Below are 20,017 nucleotides of genomic sequence, written 5' to 3'. Positions count from 1 at the left end.
CTTCTTCACCACGGCAATTCACGCCAGCCCCGAGCCAGCTGGCGCAAGGGCACCGGCTGCGTCTCCATTGCCGGCCAGGTACGACAAAGCCCCGGAACTCTGCTGAGTTCCGGGGCTATTTGTCGGGATGACAGGATTTGAACCTGCGACCTCGTCGTCCCGAACGACGCGCGCTACCAAGCTGCGCCACATCCCGATAGTTGCTTCGGTTTTTGAGCCTAGGGCAACTGTTCAATAATAACGCTCCGCCTGCTAGGACGCAAAACCCGGCCTTGCTACTAGCCGCTGAGGAGGTGCGGGAAGAGCATATCCCGCACTGCCAACTTGCCGGGGCCGCGCTTATCAGCATGCGTGCTCTATCGGGTTGCCTGCTCCAGCAGCTGCAGGATGTTCTGGTAGCTGTGCCCGGTCGCCTCCGTCATACCCTGCTCGCAGGTGCGGTTGGTTGAGGCGTAGGCAGCAAAGGTGCGCTGGTTGACCTCTGCGGCTTCAGCGGCGGTAGCGCTGGCCGTCAGCTCGGGGTGCAACATACCCCTGTCCCCGGCATAACCACAGCAACCCCAGGCAGCCGGTACCACGGCATCCGGCGAGATAGCCTCAGCAATCTGCACCATGCGGCTCTGCAAACCCAGATGGGTGATAGAGCAGGTGGGGTGCAGGGCAAGAGAAGCGATGGGGGCCGTAACGGCCAATTGGGGAAGTAGACGGTCGGCGGCGAACTCTACCGAGTCAACGAAGACAATACGGGAGAAGTCGGGCTCACCCGGCACCCGGCTGCGCCCCTGCTGGCTGTCTACAGCGGCGGCAACCTTCTGCTGCATCGTTAGCAGCCCCTCGGTGCAGGATGAAGCATCACAGACCACCGGTAGACGCCCGCCGTCCGTGGCTTCCAAGAGGGCAGTGAGCACCTTATCGCGCATAATGGCGTATCCACCGGTATAACCCTTGGACTTCCAGGGAGTGCCGCAACAGAGTTCACCGATACCCTCGGGCACCGTGTAGTGTACACCCGCGCGCTCGCAGAGTGCAGTGAAGGCTGCGGTGGCGTTAAGGGTGGTGTCAGCGCCGTTTTTATCGACCCCACCGAACATGGCATTGACACAGGCGGGGAAGAAAACGATCTCGGCTGCCTCATCAGCATGGGGGTGGCGGCGGGCTCCCCCGCCGGAGAGGTGTTTCTTATAGAGAGGCACCATATCGTCACCCACCAGAGAGCGGGCCACCTTGGTGACGTTTTGGACCGCAGGGAAAGGGAGAGCCTTAGCGAGGTTCAGCGCTTTGCCGGCCCCTGCGTCCACAGCACCCCAGTTTTTAGCCGCAAGTTTCCAGCCGGTAGCCGCCAGCTTATTCTGGTTTTCACTGCGAAGCCTGCGCACCAGCTCACCGGTATCAATATGCATGGGGCAGCGGGTCAGACACATGCCGTCCACGGCGCAGGTCTGCACCCCGGCGTAATCGTAGTCTGCGCGCAGTTGCTGGGCCAGCTGGCTGTTGCCTTCGGCTTCGGCTGCCTGAATTTCCCGGCGGAGGACGATCCGCTGGCGGGGCGTAAGAGTCAGGTCTTTGGAGGGGCAAACCGGTTCACAGTAGCCACACTCCACACAGCGGTCCACTTCTTCTTCAACCGTCTCAGCTACCTTGAGATTCTGCACGTAAGAGGTGGGATCATCAGAGAGCAGGACGCCGGGGTTGAGCATGCCGCGCGGGTCAACCAGGGCTTTGAGCTCGCACATGACCTCGTAGAGTTCATCGCCAAACTGGCGGCGGACAAAGGGCGCCATGATGCGGCCGGTGCCGTGCTCAGCCTTCAGGGAGCCGCCAGCACCAATGATGAGATCCACCATGTCCTCAGTGAAGGCTTCATAGCGTTTCAGCAGAGCAGCGTCGCGGAACTGCTCGTTGAGCATGAAGTGGATGTTGCCGTCCTTGGCATGGCCGAAAATTACTGAATCCTGATAGCCGTGCTGGTCAAAGAGGGCCGAGAGATCCTGGCAGGTTGAACCCAAGCGCTCGACCGGTACCACTACGTCTTCTAACAGGGCGTTGGTGCCGCTGGGGCGGTTGCCGGCTACCGTGGTGTAGAGGCCTCGGCGGGCTGCCCAGAGCAGGTCTCGTTCGGCGGCGTCCGTGGTCATGCTGAAAGGTAGAACGGTGCCCAGGGAAGACAGCATGGGGGCAGCTGCCGCCTCTTTGTCTGCCAGTTCTTCGCTACTGGTGCCCTGGAATTCGACCAGCAGAGTGGCATGGTCTTTGACGTCAATGGCGGCAAGTGATGCCGGCACCTGGCCACTGCGCTGGGCTACGCGAATGGAGGTTGCATCGAGGAGCTCTGCCGTTGCCATGCCTGCTGCCACCAGAGCGGGAATGGTATTGGTGGCGTCGATGAGATTATCAAAGGTCAGCAGGCCGGTGGAGACTGCCGGCAGCACGGGCAGGGTACGGTAGGTGGCTGAGGCAATGAAGCCCAGGGTGCCCTCGGAGCCTACGAGCAGGTGTTCCAGAATCTTGACCGGAACCTCGTAGTCCAAAAAGGAGTTAAGGCCGTAGCCCATGGTGTTCTTCATGGAGAACTGCTGCTCGATTTTCGCCACGGACGCCGGGTTATCCACGATGCGGCGTCGCAGGCGCAGTAGACCCTCGTGCAGGTCTGGCTCTTTGGCGGCTAGCTGGGCGTCTGCGTCCGCATCGGCGGTGTTAATGACGGTGCCCGAGGGCAGTACCACAACGAGAGAATCCAGGGTGTTGTAAGTGTTGAACTCGGTGCCGGAGGACATGCCCGACGAGTTATTGGCAACCACGCCGCCGATGGTACAGGCGGTGATGGATGCTGGGTCCGGCCCCAGCTTGCGCCCGTAGGGTGCCAGACGGGCGTTGACCGCTTGGACGGTGGCACCAGGTTGAACGCGCACCCGCTTGCCGCCGTCCAACACCTCAATACCGCGGAAGTTTCTGCGGGTATCTATCAACAGACCGTCGGTGCTTGCCTGCCCTGAGAGGGAGGTGCCCCCGGAGCGAAAAGTGAGGGGAACACCGTGGCGGGCTGCACTGGCAAAGATTTTGCCGATGTCAGCTGCTGACTCGGGCCGTACCACTGCGCCGGGTACCAAAAGATAGTGGGAGGCATCGTGTGCCATGGCGAGGCGGTCGGTGGTGCTGTCTGAGAAGAAATCTGCTTGCTGCTTACCCCGCAATGTTTCCGCCAGAGCTTGTAGCTCTGGTGTGTGGGAGTGGGCTAGGGCTTCGGCTGAGGTTATAACGCTCACGGGGGCTCCAAGGGCAGTAGTGAAGAGTGTGTGTGATAGCAGCGCTGGGCGTCATTGACCAGCGTTGCCTATCTTCAACTGTAACCCAGCCCATAGAATCAACCAAGGCGGCAGGTCGGTCTGTGACACGCAGTTTTAGGCAGGGTTAGTTTCATTGGGCGATCACTAGGTGGACACCCATAAAACTACCGCTGCCCAAAACCTAGCTCACCGCGTTGCTTTCCTCCCAGGCGCCCACCATGAGGGCAAAGCGTCCCCCGCGTGCTACCAGGTCACGGGGCGAGCCGTCCTCTACCACGCGCCCGGCGTCCACTACCCAGATGCGATCAGCACTGAGCACCGTTGAAAGCCGGTGGGCAATCACCAGGGAGGTGCGCCCCGCCAGTAGAGTCTCAAGACCCCGTTGCACCAGCTGTTCCGTTGGGATATCCAGTGATGCGGTTGCCTCGTCCAAAATAAGTACCGCAGGGTCTGCTAAGAAAGCACGGGCAAAAGAAATCAGTTGCCGCTGACCCGCAGAGACCCGCCCGCCGCGCTTGGCCAGATTGGTATCAAACCCCTGGGGTAAAGACATGATGAAATCATAGGCTCCCACCATGCGGGCAGCCTCGTGCACCTGCTCATCAGTGGCGGTAGGATCACCCAGACGGATGTTGTCTGCAACAGTGCCCTCGAAAAGATAGGCCTCCTGGGTTACCATCACCACTTCCCGGCGTAGCTGCGCATCCGACAGCTGCCGCACGTCCACCCCGTCCAGGCTGATAGAACCGGTGGTTACATCGTAAAAACGGGCAACCAGCTTAGCGATAGTTGACTTACCTGCACCCGTGGCGCCCACCAGTGCCAAGTGTTGACCGGCAGGAACCTGCGCACTGAGGCGGTGTAGGGCGGGTGTGCCATCCAAGTACTCGAACTCCACCCCGTCAAAGACCAGGTGGCCCTGGGCAGGAGCGAGGCGCTGCGCCGGATGTTCAGGCTCACGAACCTGGGGCTTTTCCGCCAAGAAACCGGAGACCTTCTCAAGAGCAGACACCGCCGATTGGAACATGTTGTAGAACTCGGAGAGCATAAAAATCGGCTCAAAAACCCGGTTGGCATAAATCACCAGTGCCAGCAGAGTACCCACCTGCATAGAACCGCCGAGGACCGCGTAGCCACCAATCACCAGCACTGCTGCAACGAAAGTGTTTCCGAGAGCTTGAAGAGTAGGCATGTAGAGGCCGTGAACCTTTACCGATTCCATGACCCGTGCGCGGTAGTCCTCAGCGGCTGCCGCGTAGTCCCGGCGTACCTGTGGCTCAGCACGGAAAGCCTTGACTGCCCTAATACCCGTAAAGGTTTCAGCAAAACGGCTGATGATGCGGGCGGACGCTACCCGCTGGGCGCGGTAGGCAAGGGAGGACGCACGCCGGAACCAGAGGGTAAGCAACCAGACCGGCACGAAAGCAACCGCCAGGGCTACACCTGCTCGCCAGTCCATGAGGAAAAGCGCAACTACGGTGAAGATTATGCCCAGCAACGTAGATGCCAGCTCGGATAGCCCGGAATCGAGGAACTGGCGGATGGTGTCAAGATCGCTGGTCAGGCGAGAGGTAACCCGCCCGGAAGTGTAGGTCTCGTGGAAACCGACGGACAGTTTCTGGGAATGGTCGAACATGCGCTGGCGCAGATCGTAGAGGGCGCTCTGAGAGATCTTGTAGGTCAGCAGAATATTGGTGTAGATGCAGATTGCAGACAGTACCCCCGCACCGGCGTAGATGAGCACCAAGCGCGTGGCGGGCCCGGCGTCCCCGGCTATCAGCGGGGTAATGGTGGTGTTGAGGGCCTCAGAAATAATCCAGGGCATGGCGGTTTTGAGCACCATGGACAGAACCACCAGCACTACGGCAAACAGCAGGTGTAAGCGTACCGGCGCTAGAATGTCTGCCAGAAGAGCTACCGACCGGCGGCGCACCTGCCGTGCTTCTTCTTTGCTGAGATTGACCTTGTCTTCTTGGATCTCAATGGAGGGTTTCACTGCTCTGCCCCCTGGCCGGTGGTGTTAGGCGCCATCAGGGCGCGGTAATCTGACCTGCTCAAAAGCTCACTATGGGTTCCCAAGGCTGCGACCCTACCCTCCTGCAACAGAACCACGCGGTCAGCTAGAGCCACGGTTGACGGCCTGTGTGCGGTTAGCAAGACAGTGGTTCCACCTAGCTGTTTCTTGAAGTTAGTGATAACCCGCTCCTCGGTGCTGACGTCCAGGGCTGAGAGCGGGTCATCTAAGAGCAGGACGCCGGGGTCAGCTGCGATGGCGCGCGCCAGTGAGAGGCGTTGGCGCTGGCCGCCCGATAGACTCATGCCCTCTTCTCCGATGACCGTTTCAACACCCTGGGGTAGTTGCGCCACGAAATCAGCAGCAGAAATATCGAGAGCACGTTCTAGTAGCTTATTCTGCTCTTTTTCGGTGAGATCTGGCCGGGTGCCCAACAGAACGTTCTGCCGCACGCTGGCTGAAAAGAGCACGGGCTCTTCAAAGGCGAAAGCAACTCGTGACCGTAACTGGGGCAGCGGCACCCGACGTGCGTCCTGCCCATCTATGCGAAGAGAACCGGCGGTAGGGGAGTAAAGCCCAGCTGCCAGTTGCAGAACCGTTGACTTGCCCGAGCCGGTTAAACCGACCAGAGCAATAATCTCGCCGGGGTGTACGTCCAGGCTGAAACCTGTGAGGACGGGGCGTTCTGACTCACCGTAGCTGAAGTGAACCTGATCGAACTCGATGGACGCTCCACCGAGCTGGGCAGATGGCATTTCAGCCTCAGACTCATCAGAGTCAAGGGTTAGTCCCACCTGCTCACCAGCTCCACCCACCATGACCTGGCGGTGACGATCTATAGAGACCTTGGCACCCAGGTACATGGAGAGCAGCATACTGCTCCGCTCCACCTGTGCCATCAGGATAGTTGCGGTCGCAAAGTAGCTGCTGAGAGCACCTACACTCATGTTCCCTTCCGCTACTAGGTTGAGCCCGACCAGAAGCGCGATGGCCAGCGTCAGGCCGCTGATGATGCCGACCTGCATCTGCACCGTGCCCATGGTGCGGCCGCGCTTAATTTCTAGGTCCTTGAGTTCGCGTGACCCCTTCTCAAACCCGGCAAGGGCGTGCTCGCCCCTCCCCAGAGCTTTAAGCACCCTAATGCCCTGCACCGATTGCTCCACCGTGGTCGCTATATCGCCGGCTTTCTCTTGGGAGGCACGGGTTAGGGTGCGAAAGGAACGCACAAAGCGCCCAATGAAGAAGACGGTGAGGGGCAGGCTAATCAGAAAAATGAGGGCCAGCTGCCAGGAGCCTCGAGCCATATAAGCCGTGCCCACGGCAACCTGAACCACGGTAGTAATCAGCTGAATCAGACCGAAGGCGGTCCACCGGCGAATGGTGCCCAGATCTGACATGGCACGGGTGAGTAGCTGCCCTGAGGGCCAGCGGTCATGAAAGCTGAGGGGCGAGCGCAAGAGGCGGTCAAAGAGGTCTATTCGCATGGTGTTCTCCACCGTGGACGCCGGCTCCACCACCAGCTGCCTGCGCAAGAGAATAAGACCCGCCTGGGCAAGACCTAGCGCAAATACAAGGGCGCCGCCCAGCCAGACTGATGACGCTACTGGCTGGTTGGTGAGAAGCGAGTCAATAATCCACCCCAAAACCTGGGGAATCGAAATAGCCAGAACCGCAGCTGTCAAGGCTACCAAGAGACCAGCAACCCAGCGTCCCCTGACCGGGCGCGTATAGGCCCACAGGGAGATATCGTCTTGGCTGCGCTCGCCGTAGGGAACTGGAGGGGGCGTTGGTAAGGGTTTGACGCGCAGAAGACTAAAAGACATGTAATCCATGTTATATTCACTAGCTGCTGGTCAAGGTACCGGTTCACAGCTGACGAACGGTCCCCGGTTGAGGTAGGAGCCCGCTTACGAAGCCGCCCGCTGAGAGTCAGCCAGCCTGCCCACCGCTTCAGCCCAAGCGGGGATAATGCTGTGATTGTGCCGCGAGACCGTGTCGTTACCGAGAACGTAGGGCTCGGTGACCCTGCCCGCAGCTGCCCAGCGCGAGCTAGTCCCCACAAAACCACGTTCATCGGTGCGCAGGTAGCCCTGGGAGATATCGGCATCGGATGCCCGTGCCAGGGTCTCATTGAAGCTACCTTCTGCTAGACCCGCCGGGGATTGCACGGTATCGATGAGGTAATCCGCTTTAATATCTTGTGCGCGATCCATCATGCTTAGGTCCAAAAGGCCGGCCTCCACAAGGCCTAACATGCGGTGCATTTGTGCGGCGGGTGCGCCGAAGGTGAGCGGTTTCAGGTGGCCGATGGTCTCGCGTAAGGTGCTATCCAGTGCCAGCCCGCCGAGTGAAACCCGGGTAATAATCTGGGGGTAGAGATTTTTCCAGACCATGCCAAAGCTCTGTTGCGGCAGACGTTCGCTCAGCAGGCTCACCCTCATCAGCTCTTCAGTGGGCAAAGTGGATAGTGAATCTTCCCACGTCAGCGGCACACCGTGCAGGGCAGAAGCAGCCTCAATGACAAAGGCACGCAGCTCGGCGCCCGTGGTGACCCGAGCCAGGGGAGCTTTAAACTTCTCTAAGAGGTCCATTTCGCTCTCGGTGGGTTGCGGGGGCTTCACCTGAATGAAGCGACCACTGCGCGAGAAGGGCATCATGGTGGCAGGTTCAAAACCGCTGGGCTCATAGGTTGCTCCGGAGAAGTTGCCGCCCCTGCCCAGCGTCAAAGCCAGCACCGTATCAATACAAGAAAGTGCTGCCCCGCGCAGGGCCACACTGGAGCCGGCAGCTACCGCACTCAAGTCGCCGTATGATCTCAGCACCCCGTCACTGCTAGGCAGGGGGTTATGTCCGGTGACCGACAGCACCGCATCATAATCAGCCAGTTGGCCGATATCGGTAACGCGCTGTTGCACATGGCGCACGGTGAACCCGGTCGGCAGATTTGCCAGAAGATGCTGCCAGGAGAAGTGGAAAAAAAGCCCCACGGTGCGGCGCGGCGGGAAGGTGGTAAGCGGGTCTGTCTCACCCAGCACCTGACGCCGAAATTCATTCAGCAGACCCCAACCGGTAGCAACCCGGCCAGCCTCCACGTTCAGCAGGTAGTAGGCGGGCTGGTCCAGGCTGTAGGCGGCGCCCCTGCCCAACTGTTGAGGGTCAAAGATCGTCACCTCACAACTGAGGTTCTGCGCACGTGCAACGCGAGCAAGCTCTTCAACTGCCCATAGACCACGCGGGCCGCCGCCCACGATTGCAACCCGCACAACCCTGCTCACGGGGTTACTTTTGAGCCGAAGTCAAAGTGACCAGCACGGCTTCAGGCGGGCAGAAGAGGCGTACCTGCGCATACCTGCTGGTGCCCAAACCGGCTGAAACCTGTACCGGAACACCTCCCTGTAGAGAAACGCCCTTGGCACGTTCCGGGGGCAAATCGCAGTTAGAGACCAGCGCATGACCGCCGGGAAGGCAGACCTGACCACCGTGAGTGTGACCCGCAAAAATTGCCTGTGCGCCATCATCCACAAAGCGCCCCAGAGTGCGCATGTAGGGAGCGTGGCAGACACCTAGCCGGACGCTAGGGGCTGGCTCAGCCTCAAAAGCTGTGGGGGCAAAGCCAGGGTGCTGATCGTAATTCAGGTGCGGATCATCCACACCAGAAAATTCTAGCCTCAAACCATTGATGGTCAGGGTGTCATGGCGGTTAATAAGACCTACCCAACCTCGGGCATCGAAGGCATCGTGCATGTCTTGAGTAGGGAGTAGGTCGCGCGGTTCAGTGCCAGCCTCATCCCCGGTATTCTTCTTCCAGAGATAGCGGGCGGGGTTCTTAGAAACGGGGGCAAAGTAGCAGTTAGAGCCGGGTACGTAGACACCGGGGAAATTAAAGAGCGGGCCCAGAGCCTCTAAAAGAGCGGGAAGACCGCTCATGTGGGAGAGGTTATCACCGGTATTGATAACTAAATCAGGCTGCAACTCCGCTAGGGAATGCATGAAAGCTGTCTTCTGCTTCTGCCCCGGGATCATGTGCATATCTGAAATGTGCAACACCCTAAAGTCGGGGCTGCCAGCGGGAAGAACGGGCAGAATTTCTTGCCGAACCCCAAAATTGTTGAGCTCGTAAAAACGTGCATAAGCTGCCGTAGCGGCTCCCGCAACCGCACCTGCAGCTAGAACCGCCGAAACAGTCTTAGAAGCGGAGCGGATCGAAGCTGCTACATCGAAAGAACTTAAAGAAGTCATAGTGTAACCCTTACTGGCTCGTGCCGAGAACAGAAGCTGAGGGATTCTCAAACCTGTCCGTATTGTAGTTTGTAGCCTCAGCCTGCATGTAACGCTGCCACTGCAGGCCCGCGTAGGTCGCGCCGTCCACGTAGTCCAACGACCTACCGTTGATGGAGAGGCCATTGAGTGAACGTGAACCCCAGTTCATGGAGCCTACCCAGGATGCAGTTGACAGGCCGCGGGTATAGCCCACGGTCCAAGTCTGGGTTGAATTATCGGTGGTACCGGTTTTAGCTGCCGAAGCATCGGTAAGACCAATGCCTCGCTGGTAACCGGAGCCATCAACCAGAACCTGTTTCAGCACGTAGTTAACACCGTTAGCGACGTCCTCTTCGAGAACACGTTCACAGCTAGCCTCGTAGGTTTTGACTTCCTCGCCGGTCTTACCGCTTTCCACCTTGTTCAGAGATTTGGGCTCACAGTACATACCGCCGCTCGCAAAGACAGCGTAGGCAGAAGCCATAATCAGGGGAGTGGTACCGTTACGCCAACCACCGATGTAGGCCGAGGGCTGATTGAGGCCGTAAGGCTCATCATTGCCAGCACCGTCGGTGATATGCATGGCTGAACGCAGGTCGTTGAGGGCACAGGCATCGGTCACGGACGCCATCTTCATGGTGTAGGAGTTGATGGAGTTCTTCATGCCGTAGGCTACGGTGCCCCAGGTCTGGGCTCCACCCTCAGCGTTTTGGAACTTATAGCCTTCGGTGTCAGGGGTCTGGGTGAAACCGCCTTCAACACAGGACGCAGGCCAACGGAAGGACTGGGGGTAGTGCAGGGAGGTGCCATCAATGTAGGCGTTGACACCCTTACCATCCTTAATCCACTGGGCAAGCAGAACGGGTTTGAAGGTAGAACCCGGCTGGTAACCGGCTGTACCACCGTGGGAGGTGCCGGCGTTAAAGTTGTAGTAGGAGCTCTGGTTGGTCTCGTCTTGCTCACCGTACGCGGAGTTCTGAGCCATAGCCACGATGTTGCCGTTGGAAGGCTCCACCGATACCAGAGATGCGTTGACGTCATCAACGTTGTTGCTGGACGGCTGAGTTGCTTCAACCTGCTTCTTGGCTTCTGCCTGCGCGCCGGGATCAAGAGTGGTAACAATCTTGTAGCCGCCACGGTAAAGAGCGTTGGCACGGTCGTCCTCGGTTGCTCCGAAGGTTTCATCATTCAAGAAGTCAGTGACCGCGTAGTAGCAGAAGTGCGCTGAATCGCCAGCAGTAGAGCAGCCCATGGGCGTGTTATGAATATCCAGCTCAATGTCTTCGTTCAGAGCGTCAGAGTATTCTTCCTCAGTAATTTTTCCGTCACGGAACATAGTGCCTAGCACAATATCCCGGCGCTCTTTAGAAAGCTCAGGGTTTACGTCTGGGCGGTAGATATTAGGTGAAACAACCATGCCCGCCAAAATAGCTGACTGAGAAATATCAAGCTCTTTAGCGGAGATACCCCAGTAATAGTAGGCTGCTGCCTCTACACCGTAGTTGGAGCCGCCGAGGTTGATGATGTTAAGGTAGCCCTCCAGAATGTCATCCTTGGAGAGGTTCTGCTCCATCGAGATCGCAAGTTTAATCTCTTTGATCTTGTCGAGGTAATCCTTGTTGGCGCCCAAAGTGCCGGCTTCTGCACCGCTTTGCTCTGCCGCGTCGATCAACAGGTTATTGACGTACTGCTGGGTGAGGGTTGAAGCGCCCTGGCGTGCACCGGGGTTAACGATGTTATTGACCACCGCGCGTGCAATACCCAGGGGAGACACCGCACCGTGCTCATAGAACTTGCGGTCCTCAGACGAAAGAATGGCATCCTTCATGTGCTGAGACATGTCATCGAGAGTAATCTCGGTGCGGTTCTGCGAGTAGTAGGAGGCGAGCTCGGTCTTGCCGTCCTTGGCATAAATGACCGAAGGCTCAGATAGGGGCCCTTCGCTGAGGGTATCGGGCAAGCCCTTGAACCAGTTCAGCGACGCACTGGCGGTAGCGCTCAAGGCGGTAGTCGGAGGCACAAGAATAAGAGCCGTCACAAAGCCAGCGATGATGCTGAGTGCAATGAACTGCAGAAAATCGCCGGGTGTGCGGTGTCTCTTGCGAAGATTCTTAGATGAAGCCATTGCATCAGTTTATCGGCTGATGGGCAAAAGTACATGGGCTTGCCCCCGTTGACACCGCAGAAGTGTGGCGACAGCTGGTTAGAAAGACCACATAGCAACGGTTTATCTACGGTATGTGTAGCTTACCCAGAACTTTCGGAGCTGATCCTTTCACCGTTTACCCAGCTTTAGTGAGCCCTCCGGCACATAGCTAGTTGCCCTCGTTGTTCGTCTTTTAGGGCGGGGTGGTCTAGGCTGGAGCTATGGAAAAATGGGAATACGCAACTGTGCCCCTGATGATTCACGCAACCAAGCAGATCCTCGATACGTGGGGTGAAGATGGTTGGGAGCTCGTCACTGTTCTTCCCGGCGCTGCACCTTCTGGTGCAACTCCTGCCGGCAATATGGTGGCACCGACTCAGGGTAATCCGATCGCCTACTTCAAGCGTAAGAAGTCAAACTAGCGATTTGGTTGAAAGCCGGGTTTGCAGCCTGCACTGTGCAGCGCTTGCAGACCCGGTTTAATGCTTTTTATCCATACGGTGGCTCAACCAGCAACCTTTTTAGTTTTAGGGGTTGTTGAGTGCATGCTACCCAGTGAAAGGTGATGCGATGTCAACGATTGAAGACCGCATTAGAGAACTCGGCTACAACCTACCCGAGCTAGCAGCTCCTGTGGCTGCTTACGTCCCGGCCGTCACCAGCGGCAACTACGTCTACACATCTGGCCAGTTGCCCTTCGTTAAGGGTGAGCTACCTGCTTGCGGCAAAGTCTCCGCCAGCGGGGACGCCGCTTACGTGAGCTCCGAGAAGGCTCAGGAGCTTGCAGCTCTTAGCCTGCTCAACGCTTTGGCCGCGGTTAAGTCTGTCATCGGCGATCTTGATCGGGTCACCAAAGTCGTCAAGGTCGTCGGTTTCGTCGCCTCTGAACCAAACTTCACAGCTCAGCCTGCCGTTATCAACGGCGCCTCTTTACTGCTGGGTGAAATCTTTGGTGAAGCGGGCCAACACGCGCGCTCGGCGGTAGGGGTGCCAGTGCTTCCCCTTGACTCGCCGGTCGAAATTGAAATTATCGTTGAGTATGCCTAACCAGGGAATGTACACCGGGGCACTCAAAACCGTGCCTCGCTCAGGTGCCCCCACACCTAGCGCCAGCGTGCCTGCCGCGCGCTACTTCAGGGTGCCACGCGCCCTGCAATCGGCGGCACGCTCTTTTATAGAGACCGGCGCGGTAGCGGGGCGAAGCCTGCGGCAGGCAGCCTCAGTTGTCTTTGTTCGTGATGGCGCAAACGGGCTTGAGGTACTGCTCACCTACCGAACCGGTGTATCCCCCCTGGGTGTTGTAACTTTCCCCGGTGGTCTCATTACCCCTGCGGACGCCGAGCCGTTGCCCTGGGTTGGCCCATCACCAGCACAGTGGCAAGCCGTTCTGCAAGCAGAGGACGCCGGAGCAGCTCATGCTGCTGTTACCGGGGCTATCCGTGAAGCTTTTGAGGAAACCGGGATTCTGCTGGCAGGGTCTGACTCAATGAGCGTCACCGAGCACTCAGACGGGTTAGAACAGATGGATGCCCGTGAAATGATTGCTGCCGGTGATAAAACCATGGCGGAATACCTGGGCAAACGCGGCTTGAAACTTCGCACCGACCTACTGCGCCCCCTGGCACGCTGGCAGTCCCCAGACTTTAGACACCAGCGGTACGATATCCACTACTTCGCCTGTGCGGTACCGGTGGGGCAAAAGTTTAGTTTACTGGCGAGCAAAGGCTCCTGGGGTGAATGGCTCAACGTGAGAGAGCTGCTGGCAACCTCAGGTCAGACCTGGCTGGGGGATCGCATCGGGGCTGACAGCACCCGTTCCCTGCCGCTGGAAGAGCTCCTTACCCCTGGCGTCCTCTGCATCTTGGAGAGCCTAGCGCGGTCCTCCAACGCTGTTGCCTTCTTAGCGCAGAAGCGCAAGGTCGAAATAAAGAAGGCAGAGATTGTGCAGGTCGACGGTGAATACATGCTTGCCTTTACCTCGCCTACTGCACCCGGAACCTGGGAAAAGTGCTCAAGCCAGCTTTACCGTTCAACGAGCACCTAAAGCCTAGCCACGAGTGACGACAAAAAGGTGGGCACCCCAGCTGGGGTGCCCACCTTTTTTGACCGGTAACGGTTGAAGTGTTTAGCGTGAACGCTGACGCAGACGCTGCAGATCAAGGATGACCACTGCGCGTGCTTCGAGGCGGATCCAACCGCGTGAAACGAACTCAGCAAGAGCCTTGTTCACGGTTTCGCGGGAAGCGCCAACCAGCTGTGCCAGTTCTTCCTGGGTGAGCTCGTGAGCAACCAGGACGCCGTCGGTGGCGGGGCGACCGAAACGGTCAGCCAAATCAAGCAGTGCCTTAGCCACGCGACCGGGAACATCTGAGAAAACCAGGTCAGCCAGGTTCTCATTGGTGCGACGCAGGCGGCGGGCTAGAGCCTGCAGCACCTGAGCTGAGATGTTGGGTGACTTCTCCATTGCCTTGCGCAGGGACTCGTGCTTAACACCTGCCAGTCGGGTTTCAGACACAGCGGTTGCACTGGTGGAACGGGGTGAGGGATCAAAGAGCGCCATCTCGCCGAAGATTTCACCCGGGCCCATGATGGCTACCAAGTTTTCACGGCCGTCAGATGCGGTGCGTCCCAGCTTCATCTTGCCTGAGATGACAAAGTAAAGCTGGTCGCCCTGATCGCCTTCGTAGAAAAGGGTAGCGCCACGGGACAGGTCAACTTCGGTGATGTCCTCGGTCAGGGCTGCAAAAGCTTCATCATCGAGTGATGCAAAGAGGGGAGCGCGGCGTAGTACTTCAATATCCATAGTTCAAAAACTCCTAGAACAGTTCTAAAGTGGAGAGCAAAAGTGCGAGAAGCAACTTGTATGGTGCTACCGGGCAGAGTACTAAGCATAGTATGAGCTGTTTCAATGCGCGTCACATTTGCTTGTGACATATTCAACTACTAAAGAGACTACATGATATTGGGTGCTTTCAAAACCTTTTTTGGAGTATGCGGGGAGTTCCCAGGGATTTTTGGCGCCTGTTTACTCGCTGTTCTCCCAGGTTCAGACGGTAACCTTTATTCTTCCGCATCGGGGCACTACCCCCGCTGTTTAGATACATGACCTATCCGAGGGATGGGTGCAGAAACGGAGAAGGCGATGAGCGCTGCGACCGTCCTTGATATTGCGGTTCTGGCCGTCATTGGGCTGTATTTTCTGACAGGTCTACGTCAGGGCCTTTTCGTTGCCCTGGGCACACTGGTTGGCTTTGTGATGGGTGCTGCTGCGGCGGTCTATGCCACCCCCTGGATGATTGACCAGGTGGGATCACAATGGCACCTGCTGGTGGCGCTGGGTACCGTTATTGTGTGCCTGGTACTGGGGCAGACCATCGGGATGGCCTTGGGGCGCTCCTTGCGCCGTATCACGGATGCCACTCCTTTACGCGGCCTAGAACGTCTAGCTGGTGGTGTGCTGAACCTGTTGCTCAGCGCTCTGGTAATCGTGACTATTGTGCTGTTGGTTCGCCCGCTGGGTCTCCCAGCCGTTACGGCTGCTACCACTGAATCAAGGGTCATTTCCTGGATGATGTCGGTAACTCCGGCTACCCTGCAAGATAAAGTCACCGAAATTCGCGGGCAGGTCATTGATGCGGCAGCGCTGCCCGAAGTGACCAACCTGATCTTCCCTGAGCAGGCTGCCCCCTCTGAGCCACTGTCAAACCCCGTTCTAGAAAACGCGAGCTCCTCAGTAGTGCAGGTAGTGGGTGCCGCCCAAGCGTGTAATTACACTTCGGAAGGCTCTGGCTTCGCTGTGGACGGCGGGCTGGTCGTGACAAATGCTCACGTCCTTGCCGGCGTCACTACCCCCACTCTGCTGGCGCGGGGCGGAGAGGCAGCAACCGGTGAAGTCATCTACTTTGATGAAGCTCTCGATATTGCCATCATCGCAGCCCCCGATTTGGCAGTGAACCCCCTGCCCATCGATGGCACCGAAATAGCGGCGGGCACTACCGTCTCCTTTATGGGCTACCCCGGTGGTGGAGGTTTCCAGAGCAAACCTGCCACGGTACAGGGGCTGGGAATCACACAGACCGTTGACGCTCAGACCGGCCAGACCAACCCCTCCCGCCTGGTGTACCAGCTGGCCGCTGACGTTCAGCAGGGTAACTCCGGTGGCCCTGTACTGACCGAAGATGGCACGGTGATGGCCATGATTTTTGCTAAAGCTACCCAGGGGCAAAGCGGCTACGCTGTGCCAGCATCAAGCATTATTGACGCGCTGAATCAGGTAGAGAACGGGGCGCAGACTGTAGCTACCGGGGCCTGTGCCGCCTAACTTCTAACCGGCTCCTGAGTCTGCCGCCGCGCTAAGAGCAGATAGTAGAGCAACCCGAAGGCTAGCAATACTAGACCGCCGATAAGGGAGGCGAGTGGCAGCGTCCAGACCACAATGAAACAGCCTGCTGCACCGGTGACCTGGAGCCAGCGAGGGTAGCGGCGGTGTGCTGCACCCTGCGTAAAAGCGGCGCAGTTAGCCAGGAAGTAGTAGAGCAGGATGCCGAAGGACGAAAAGCCGATCGCCCCGCGCACATCAAAGAGCAGGATGAGAAGGCAGACAGCTACCGCTACCGTCATTTCGAGGCGGTGGGGCACCCCAAAACGGGGGTGTAGAGGAGCAAAAACTGCTGGGAGGTGTTTGCCTACCGCCATAGCGTGACCGGTGCGGCCGATACCTGTAATGAGCGCTAACAGTGCGCCCAAGGCTGCCAGGCTAGCGGCTAGGGAGAGCACCCCGCTGGCAAAAGCTGACCCTCCAACGGCATCAGCCAGGGGCGCTGCGCTGCTGGCTAGCTGTGCCGGACTGAACTGTGACAGTACAACAAGGGCAACTGCCAGGTAGAGCAAGCCCACTAAGCTCAGCGCCCAGAGAATAGCCTGCGGGATAGTGCGTTCCGGCTGTTTAACCTCACCGCCCATGGTGGCGATGCGTGCGTACCCGGCGAAGGCAAAGAAGAGCAGACCGGCACCCTGTAGAACCCCGTAGATACCAGGGGTTGCTGAGTCAATCGCTTCTAAGGGCGCTGGTGAAGTACCGGTCAAGATCGCAAGAAAGAAGACCGCTAAACCGGCTAACACCAGGGTTACCAAAAGTTTAGTCAGGGCAGCGGTGCGGGTAATACCCCGGTAGTTGACGGCGGTAAGGGCGAGAACCGCACCAATAGCCAGAGGCTTTTGCCAGGACGGCGCGGCGTAGGCGGCGAAGGTCATAGCCATAGCAGCGCAGGAGGCTGTCTTGCCGACCACGAAGCACCAGCCGGCGAGAAAGCCCCAAATATCACCCAGCTGTTTCTTGCCGTAGATATAGGTGCCACCAGACTGCGGGTGCTGGGCGGCTAGCTGGGCGCTGGAGGTGGCATTAGCAAAGGCAAGAAAAGCGGCGATTGCCAGTGATACCAGCAGGTATTCACCGGCTGCCCGTGCTGCGGGGGCAAAGGCTGCAAAGAGCCCTGCGCCAATCATAGAGCCAGCCCCAATGAAGACTGCATCGGCCAAGGTTAGCTTGCGCTGGGGTGTGGTGCTCATACCGTATGACCTCGTGAGATGTAGGACGCTAGCTTGGGTTTAACGGGCTGGTTGAAGCTGGCGAGCAAGATAGGACAGCGCCAGCTCGTAGCCCTGAGCCCCAGCTCCGGCAATCACGGCGGTTGCCTGCAGAGACACGTAGGAGTGGTGGCGGAAGCTCTCGCGGCGGTGCACATTAGAGAGATGCACTTCAACGATGGGCAGCTCGGCGGCCTCTAGGGCGTCGTGGATTGCGACCGAGGTGTGCGTGTAGGCAGCGGGATTAATGATGATTGCCGAGCCTTCGGTGCGGGCCCGCTGAATTTCGTCGATGAGGGCACCCTCGTGGTTGGACTGCATGAATTCGATGTCCAGACCCAGCTCGGCTGCTTGGGCGTGCAGGCTCGCCTCGATATCTGCCAGGGTGATGTGCCCGTAGATGTCGGGTTTGCGGGTGCCCAGCAGGTTAAGGTTGGGCCCGTTGAGAACAAAGATGGGTTTAGGTGCAGTCGCGGTAGTTGCCATAGCTCCTAGTTTTTCACAGTAAAGAGCCCGCCTCCAGTTTTCTGCGGAAACGTGAGAAAACTGGAGGCGGACTGCGGAAACCGGCTAGTGACGCATTTCTTGCCCTTAGCCCTGCTTGAAGTTAGCCTCGATCGACTGCATAACGGTGGGGTCAGCCAGAGTGGTGGTGTCGCCGACCGGTCGGTCTTCTGCGACGTCCTTGAGCAGGCGGCGCATGATCTTGCCGGAGCGGGTCTTGGGCAGGTCGTCCACAATCAGCACACGCTTGGGCTTGGCGATGGGTGAGATTTCCACACCGACGTGGGCGCGAATCTGCTCTGCCAGTTCGGCAGGGTCATGGTCTTCTGCTTTGGCGCTGTCATTGAGGATGACGAAGGCCATGACTGCCTGGCCGGTGGTTTCGTCGGCAGCACCAACTACTGCGGCTTCTGCTACGGCGGGGTGTGAGACCAGGGCGGATTCGATTTCCGGGGTGGAGAGGCGGTGGCCGGAGACGTTCATGACGTCGTCCACACGACCCAGGACCCAGAGGTCCCCGTCGGCGTCGCGCTTGGCGCCGTCGCCTGCGAAGTACATCTTGTCGAAGCGTGACCAGTAGGTGTCGACGAAGCGGTCGTCGTCGCCCCAGATGGTGCGCAACATGGAGGGCCAGGGCTCGCGGATGGTGAGGAAACCGGACTGCTCGTTGGGCAGGGAGTCGCCCAAGTCATCGACCACGTCGATGGTGATGCCGGGGATGGGCTGCTGGGCGGAGCCTGGCTTGGCGTGGGTGATGCCGGGTAGCTGGGAGACCATGATGGCGCCGGTTTCGGTCTGCCACCAGGTGTCCACGATGGGGCACCTGCCGCCACCGATGACGCGGTGGAACCAGCGCCAGGCTTCGGGGTTGATGGCTTCACCCACGGTGCCCAGGACGCGCAGACTGGTGAGGTCGAACTTGGCGGGAATGTCCTCGCCCCACTTCATCATGGTGCGGATGGCGGTGGGGGAGGTGTACATGATGGTCACCCCGTACTTTTCTACGATTTCCCAGAAGCGTCCGCGGTGCGGGGCGTCGGGGGTGCCTTCGTAGATGACCTGGGTGGAGCCGTTGACCAGGGGGCCGTAGGCGACGTAGGAGTGGCCGGTGACCCAGCCGACGTCGGCGGTGCACCAGTAGACATCGGTCTCGGGCTTGAGGTCAAAGATGTTCTTGTGGGTGAAGGCGCCCTGGGTGAGGTAGCCGCCGGTGGTGTGCAGGATGCCCTTGGGCTTGCCGGTGGTGCCTGAGGTGTAGAGGATGAACAGGGGGTCTTCGGCGTTCTGCGCTGAGGGGGTGTGGTCGGTGGACTGTTCTGCGGTGAGCTCGTGCCACCAGACGTCACGGCCTTCAACCCAGTTGACCTCTTCGCCGTTGCGCTTGACGACCAGCACCTTCTGGATGGTCTCAGCGCCCTTTTCTAGGGCGGCATCAACGGCGGGCTTGAGCATGGAGGGCTTACCGCGGCGGTAGGAACCGTCAGCGGTGATGACCAGCTTGGCTTCGCCGTCCTCAATGCGGGAGCGCAGTGCGTCGGCTGAGAAGCCGCCGAAGACTACTGAGTGAACGGCCCCTACGCGGGCGCAGGCCAGCATAGCGATGACGGCTTCAGCGATCATGGGCATGTAAATGGCAACGCGGTCGCCCTTGGTGACGCCCAGGGACTCGATGCCGTTGGCGACGCGGGAAACTTCGTCCTTGAGCTCGGCGTAGGTATAGGAGGCGGTGTCGCCGGGTTCGCCTTCAAAGAGGATGGCGGTGCGGTCGCCGTTGCCGGCCTCAACGTGGCGGTCTACTGCGTTGTAGCAGGCGTTGAGTTCACCGTCTGCAAACCACTTGGCGAAGGGAGGGTTAGACCAGTCCAGGGTTTCGGTGAAAGGCTTGCACCAGGTCAGCAGCTCACGAGCCTGCTCTGCCCAGAACTCGACCCCTTTTTCTTTGGCTTCTTCGTAGATGCCGGGCTGGGCATTAGCTTGGGCTGAGAATTCTGCGCTGGGAGCAAAGACGTTGGTTTCGGTCATGGGCTCTGCCTTTCCTATGTGAAAGTTCATGGCGTGGCTCATTGATGTGAGTCACACGAATATTTATCTAACACCATAGTGCACCGTGTAGCGGCTGTCACAAAATCACTGTTCGTGTTGCGTGAAATGTGACGGTATACCCGGTGTGGCTATGACTGGAACTGCCGGTGCGCTATGCTCTGACAACCGCTTTTGGGTAGG

Annotated in this window: 14 protein-coding genes and 1 tRNA gene; 4 read left to right on the top strand and 11 right to left on the bottom strand. The window is 58.7% G+C overall.

Features of this window, described 5'->3' with window-relative positions; translation table 11 throughout:
* Positions 1–122: 122 nt before the first annotated feature.
* From L6990_RS02135 to L6990_RS02105, 7 genes are all read right to left on the bottom strand, one after another.
* Positions 123–196: transfer RNA gene (locus L6990_RS02135), tRNA-Pro, on the bottom strand.
* A 160-nt stretch (positions 197–356) separates the two neighbouring features.
* Positions 357–3,134 carry an FAD-binding and (Fe-S)-binding domain-containing protein gene (locus tag L6990_RS02130; RefSeq protein ID WP_237202435.1) on the bottom strand — a complete coding sequence of 926 codons (2,778 nt, stop codon included), beginning with the start codon at positions 3,132–3,134 and terminating at the stop codon, positions 357–359.
* Positions 3,135–3,465: 331 nt separating this feature from the next.
* Complete coding sequence (locus L6990_RS02125) at positions 3,466–5,280, bottom strand: ABC transporter ATP-binding protein (RefSeq protein WP_237202413.1); 1,815 nt, start codon at positions 5,278–5,280, stop codon at positions 3,466–3,468.
* A complete protein-coding gene (locus tag L6990_RS02120) occupies positions 5,277–7,130 on the bottom strand; it encodes an ABC transporter ATP-binding protein (RefSeq protein ID WP_237202412.1) in 1,854 nt (617 codons plus the stop codon). Before L6990_RS02120 ends, L6990_RS02125 begins: the two co-directional genes overlap by 4 nt.
* Positions 7,131–7,205: 75 nt before the next feature.
* Positions 7,206–8,573, bottom strand: coding sequence for an FAD/NAD(P)-binding protein (locus L6990_RS02115; protein ID WP_237202411.1), 1,368 nt, complete (start codon positions 8,571–8,573; stop codon positions 7,206–7,208).
* A gap of 4 nt (positions 8,574–8,577) precedes the next feature.
* The gene (locus L6990_RS02110; RefSeq protein WP_237202410.1) at positions 8,578–9,537 is read right to left on the bottom strand and encodes a metallophosphoesterase; all 960 of its coding nucleotides are present in this window, start codon (positions 9,535–9,537) and stop codon (positions 8,578–8,580) included.
* Between the two features lie 10 nt (positions 9,538–9,547).
* Positions 9,548–11,683, bottom strand: coding sequence for a transglycosylase domain-containing protein (locus L6990_RS02105; protein ID WP_237202409.1), 2,136 nt, complete (start codon positions 11,681–11,683; stop codon positions 9,548–9,550).
* A gap of 242 nt (positions 11,684–11,925) precedes the next feature.
* Between L6990_RS02105 and L6990_RS02100 the strand changes: the two genes are divergently transcribed.
* From L6990_RS02100 to L6990_RS02090, 3 genes are all read left to right on the top strand, one after another.
* Positions 11,926–12,126 carry a DUF4177 domain-containing protein gene (locus L6990_RS02100; RefSeq protein ID WP_237202408.1) on the top strand — a complete coding sequence of 67 codons (201 nt, stop codon included), beginning with the start codon at positions 11,926–11,928 and terminating at the stop codon, positions 12,124–12,126.
* 148 nt (positions 12,127–12,274) lie between these two features.
* Positions 12,275–12,751, top strand: coding sequence for a RidA family protein (locus L6990_RS02095; protein WP_237202407.1), 477 nt, complete (start codon positions 12,275–12,277; stop codon positions 12,749–12,751).
* Positions 12,744–13,748 (top strand): NUDIX hydrolase, encoded by a 1,005-nt coding sequence (locus L6990_RS02090; protein WP_237202406.1) that lies wholly within the window; start codon positions 12,744–12,746, stop codon positions 13,746–13,748. Before L6990_RS02095 ends, L6990_RS02090 begins: the two co-directional genes overlap by 8 nt.
* Positions 13,749–13,829: 81 nt before the next feature.
* Here the strand turns inward: L6990_RS02090 and L6990_RS02085 are convergent, their stop codons facing one another.
* Positions 13,830–14,507 carry a Crp/Fnr family transcriptional regulator gene (locus L6990_RS02085; protein ID WP_083091991.1) on the bottom strand — a complete coding sequence of 226 codons (678 nt, stop codon included), beginning with the start codon at positions 14,505–14,507 and terminating at the stop codon, positions 13,830–13,832.
* 339 nt (positions 14,508–14,846) lie between these two features.
* Between L6990_RS02085 and L6990_RS02080 the strand changes: the two genes are divergently transcribed.
* Positions 14,847–16,025, top strand: coding sequence for a MarP family serine protease (locus tag L6990_RS02080; RefSeq protein ID WP_237202405.1), 1,179 nt, complete (start codon positions 14,847–14,849; stop codon positions 16,023–16,025).
* Here the strand turns inward: L6990_RS02080 and L6990_RS02075 are convergent.
* The 3 genes from L6990_RS02075 to acs all read right to left on the bottom strand — a co-directional run bounded on the left by L6990_RS02075 (position 16,022) and on the right by acs (position 19,858).
* Positions 16,022–17,272, bottom strand: coding sequence for an APC family permease (locus tag L6990_RS02075; protein WP_237202404.1), 1,251 nt, complete (start codon positions 17,270–17,272; stop codon positions 16,022–16,024). The two genes, L6990_RS02080 and L6990_RS02075, sit on opposite strands and share 4 nt — an antisense overlap.
* A 39-nt stretch (positions 17,273–17,311) precedes the next feature.
* Positions 17,312–17,776, bottom strand: a complete 465-nt coding sequence (aroQ, locus tag L6990_RS02070; protein ID WP_237202403.1) for a type II 3-dehydroquinate dehydratase — start codon at positions 17,774–17,776, stop codon at positions 17,312–17,314.
* A gap of 105 nt (positions 17,777–17,881) precedes the next feature.
* Positions 17,882–19,858 (bottom strand): acetate--CoA ligase, encoded by a 1,977-nt coding sequence (gene acs / locus L6990_RS02065; protein ID WP_440480473.1) that lies wholly within the window; start codon positions 19,856–19,858, stop codon positions 17,882–17,884.
* Positions 19,859–20,017: the final 159 nt, after the last annotated feature.

The sequence above is a fragment of the Rothia endophytica genome, from assembly GCF_928381505.1.
Lineage (GTDB): Bacteria > Actinomycetota > Actinomycetes > Actinomycetales > Micrococcaceae > Rothia > Rothia endophytica_A.
This window is presented reverse-complemented; position numbering and strand designations above follow the sequence as displayed.

Excerpts from the sequence above, each read along its gene's own strand:
- L6990_RS02095 (WP_237202407.1), top strand. The coding sequence starts at position 12,275 with ATGTCAACGATTGAAGACCGCATTAGAGAACTCGGCTACAACCTACCC.
- L6990_RS02110 (WP_237202410.1), bottom strand. The coding sequence starts at position 9,537 with ATGACTTCTTTAAGTTCTTTCGATGTAGCAGCTTCGATCCGCTCCGCT.
- L6990_RS02100 (WP_237202408.1), top strand. The coding sequence starts at position 11,926 with ATGGAAAAATGGGAATACGCAACTGTGCCCCTGATGATTCACGCAACC.
- L6990_RS02075 (WP_237202404.1), bottom strand. The coding sequence starts at position 17,272 with ATGAGCACCACACCCCAGCGCAAGCTAACCTTGGCCGATGCAGTCTTC.
- acs (WP_440480473.1), bottom strand. The coding sequence starts at position 19,858 with ATGAGCCACGCCATGAACTTTCACATAGGAAAGGCAGAGCCCATGACC.
- L6990_RS02085 (WP_083091991.1), bottom strand. The coding sequence starts at position 14,507 with ATGGATATTGAAGTACTACGCCGCGCTCCCCTCTTTGCATCACTCGAT.
- L6990_RS02120 (WP_237202412.1), bottom strand. The coding sequence starts at position 7,130 with ATGGATTACATGTCTTTTAGTCTTCTGCGCGTCAAACCCTTACCAACG.
- aroQ (WP_237202403.1), bottom strand. The coding sequence starts at position 17,776 with ATGGCAACTACCGCGACTGCACCTAAACCCATCTTTGTTCTCAACGGG.
- L6990_RS02090 (WP_237202406.1), top strand. The coding sequence starts at position 12,744 with ATGCCTAACCAGGGAATGTACACCGGGGCACTCAAAACCGTGCCTCGC.
- L6990_RS02105 (WP_237202409.1), bottom strand. The coding sequence starts at position 11,683 with ATGGCTTCATCTAAGAATCTTCGCAAGAGACACCGCACACCCGGCGAT.
- L6990_RS02080 (WP_237202405.1), top strand. The coding sequence starts at position 14,847 with ATGAGCGCTGCGACCGTCCTTGATATTGCGGTTCTGGCCGTCATTGGG.
- L6990_RS02130 (WP_237202435.1), bottom strand. The coding sequence starts at position 3,134 with ATGGCACACGATGCCTCCCACTATCTTTTGGTACCCGGCGCAGTGGTA.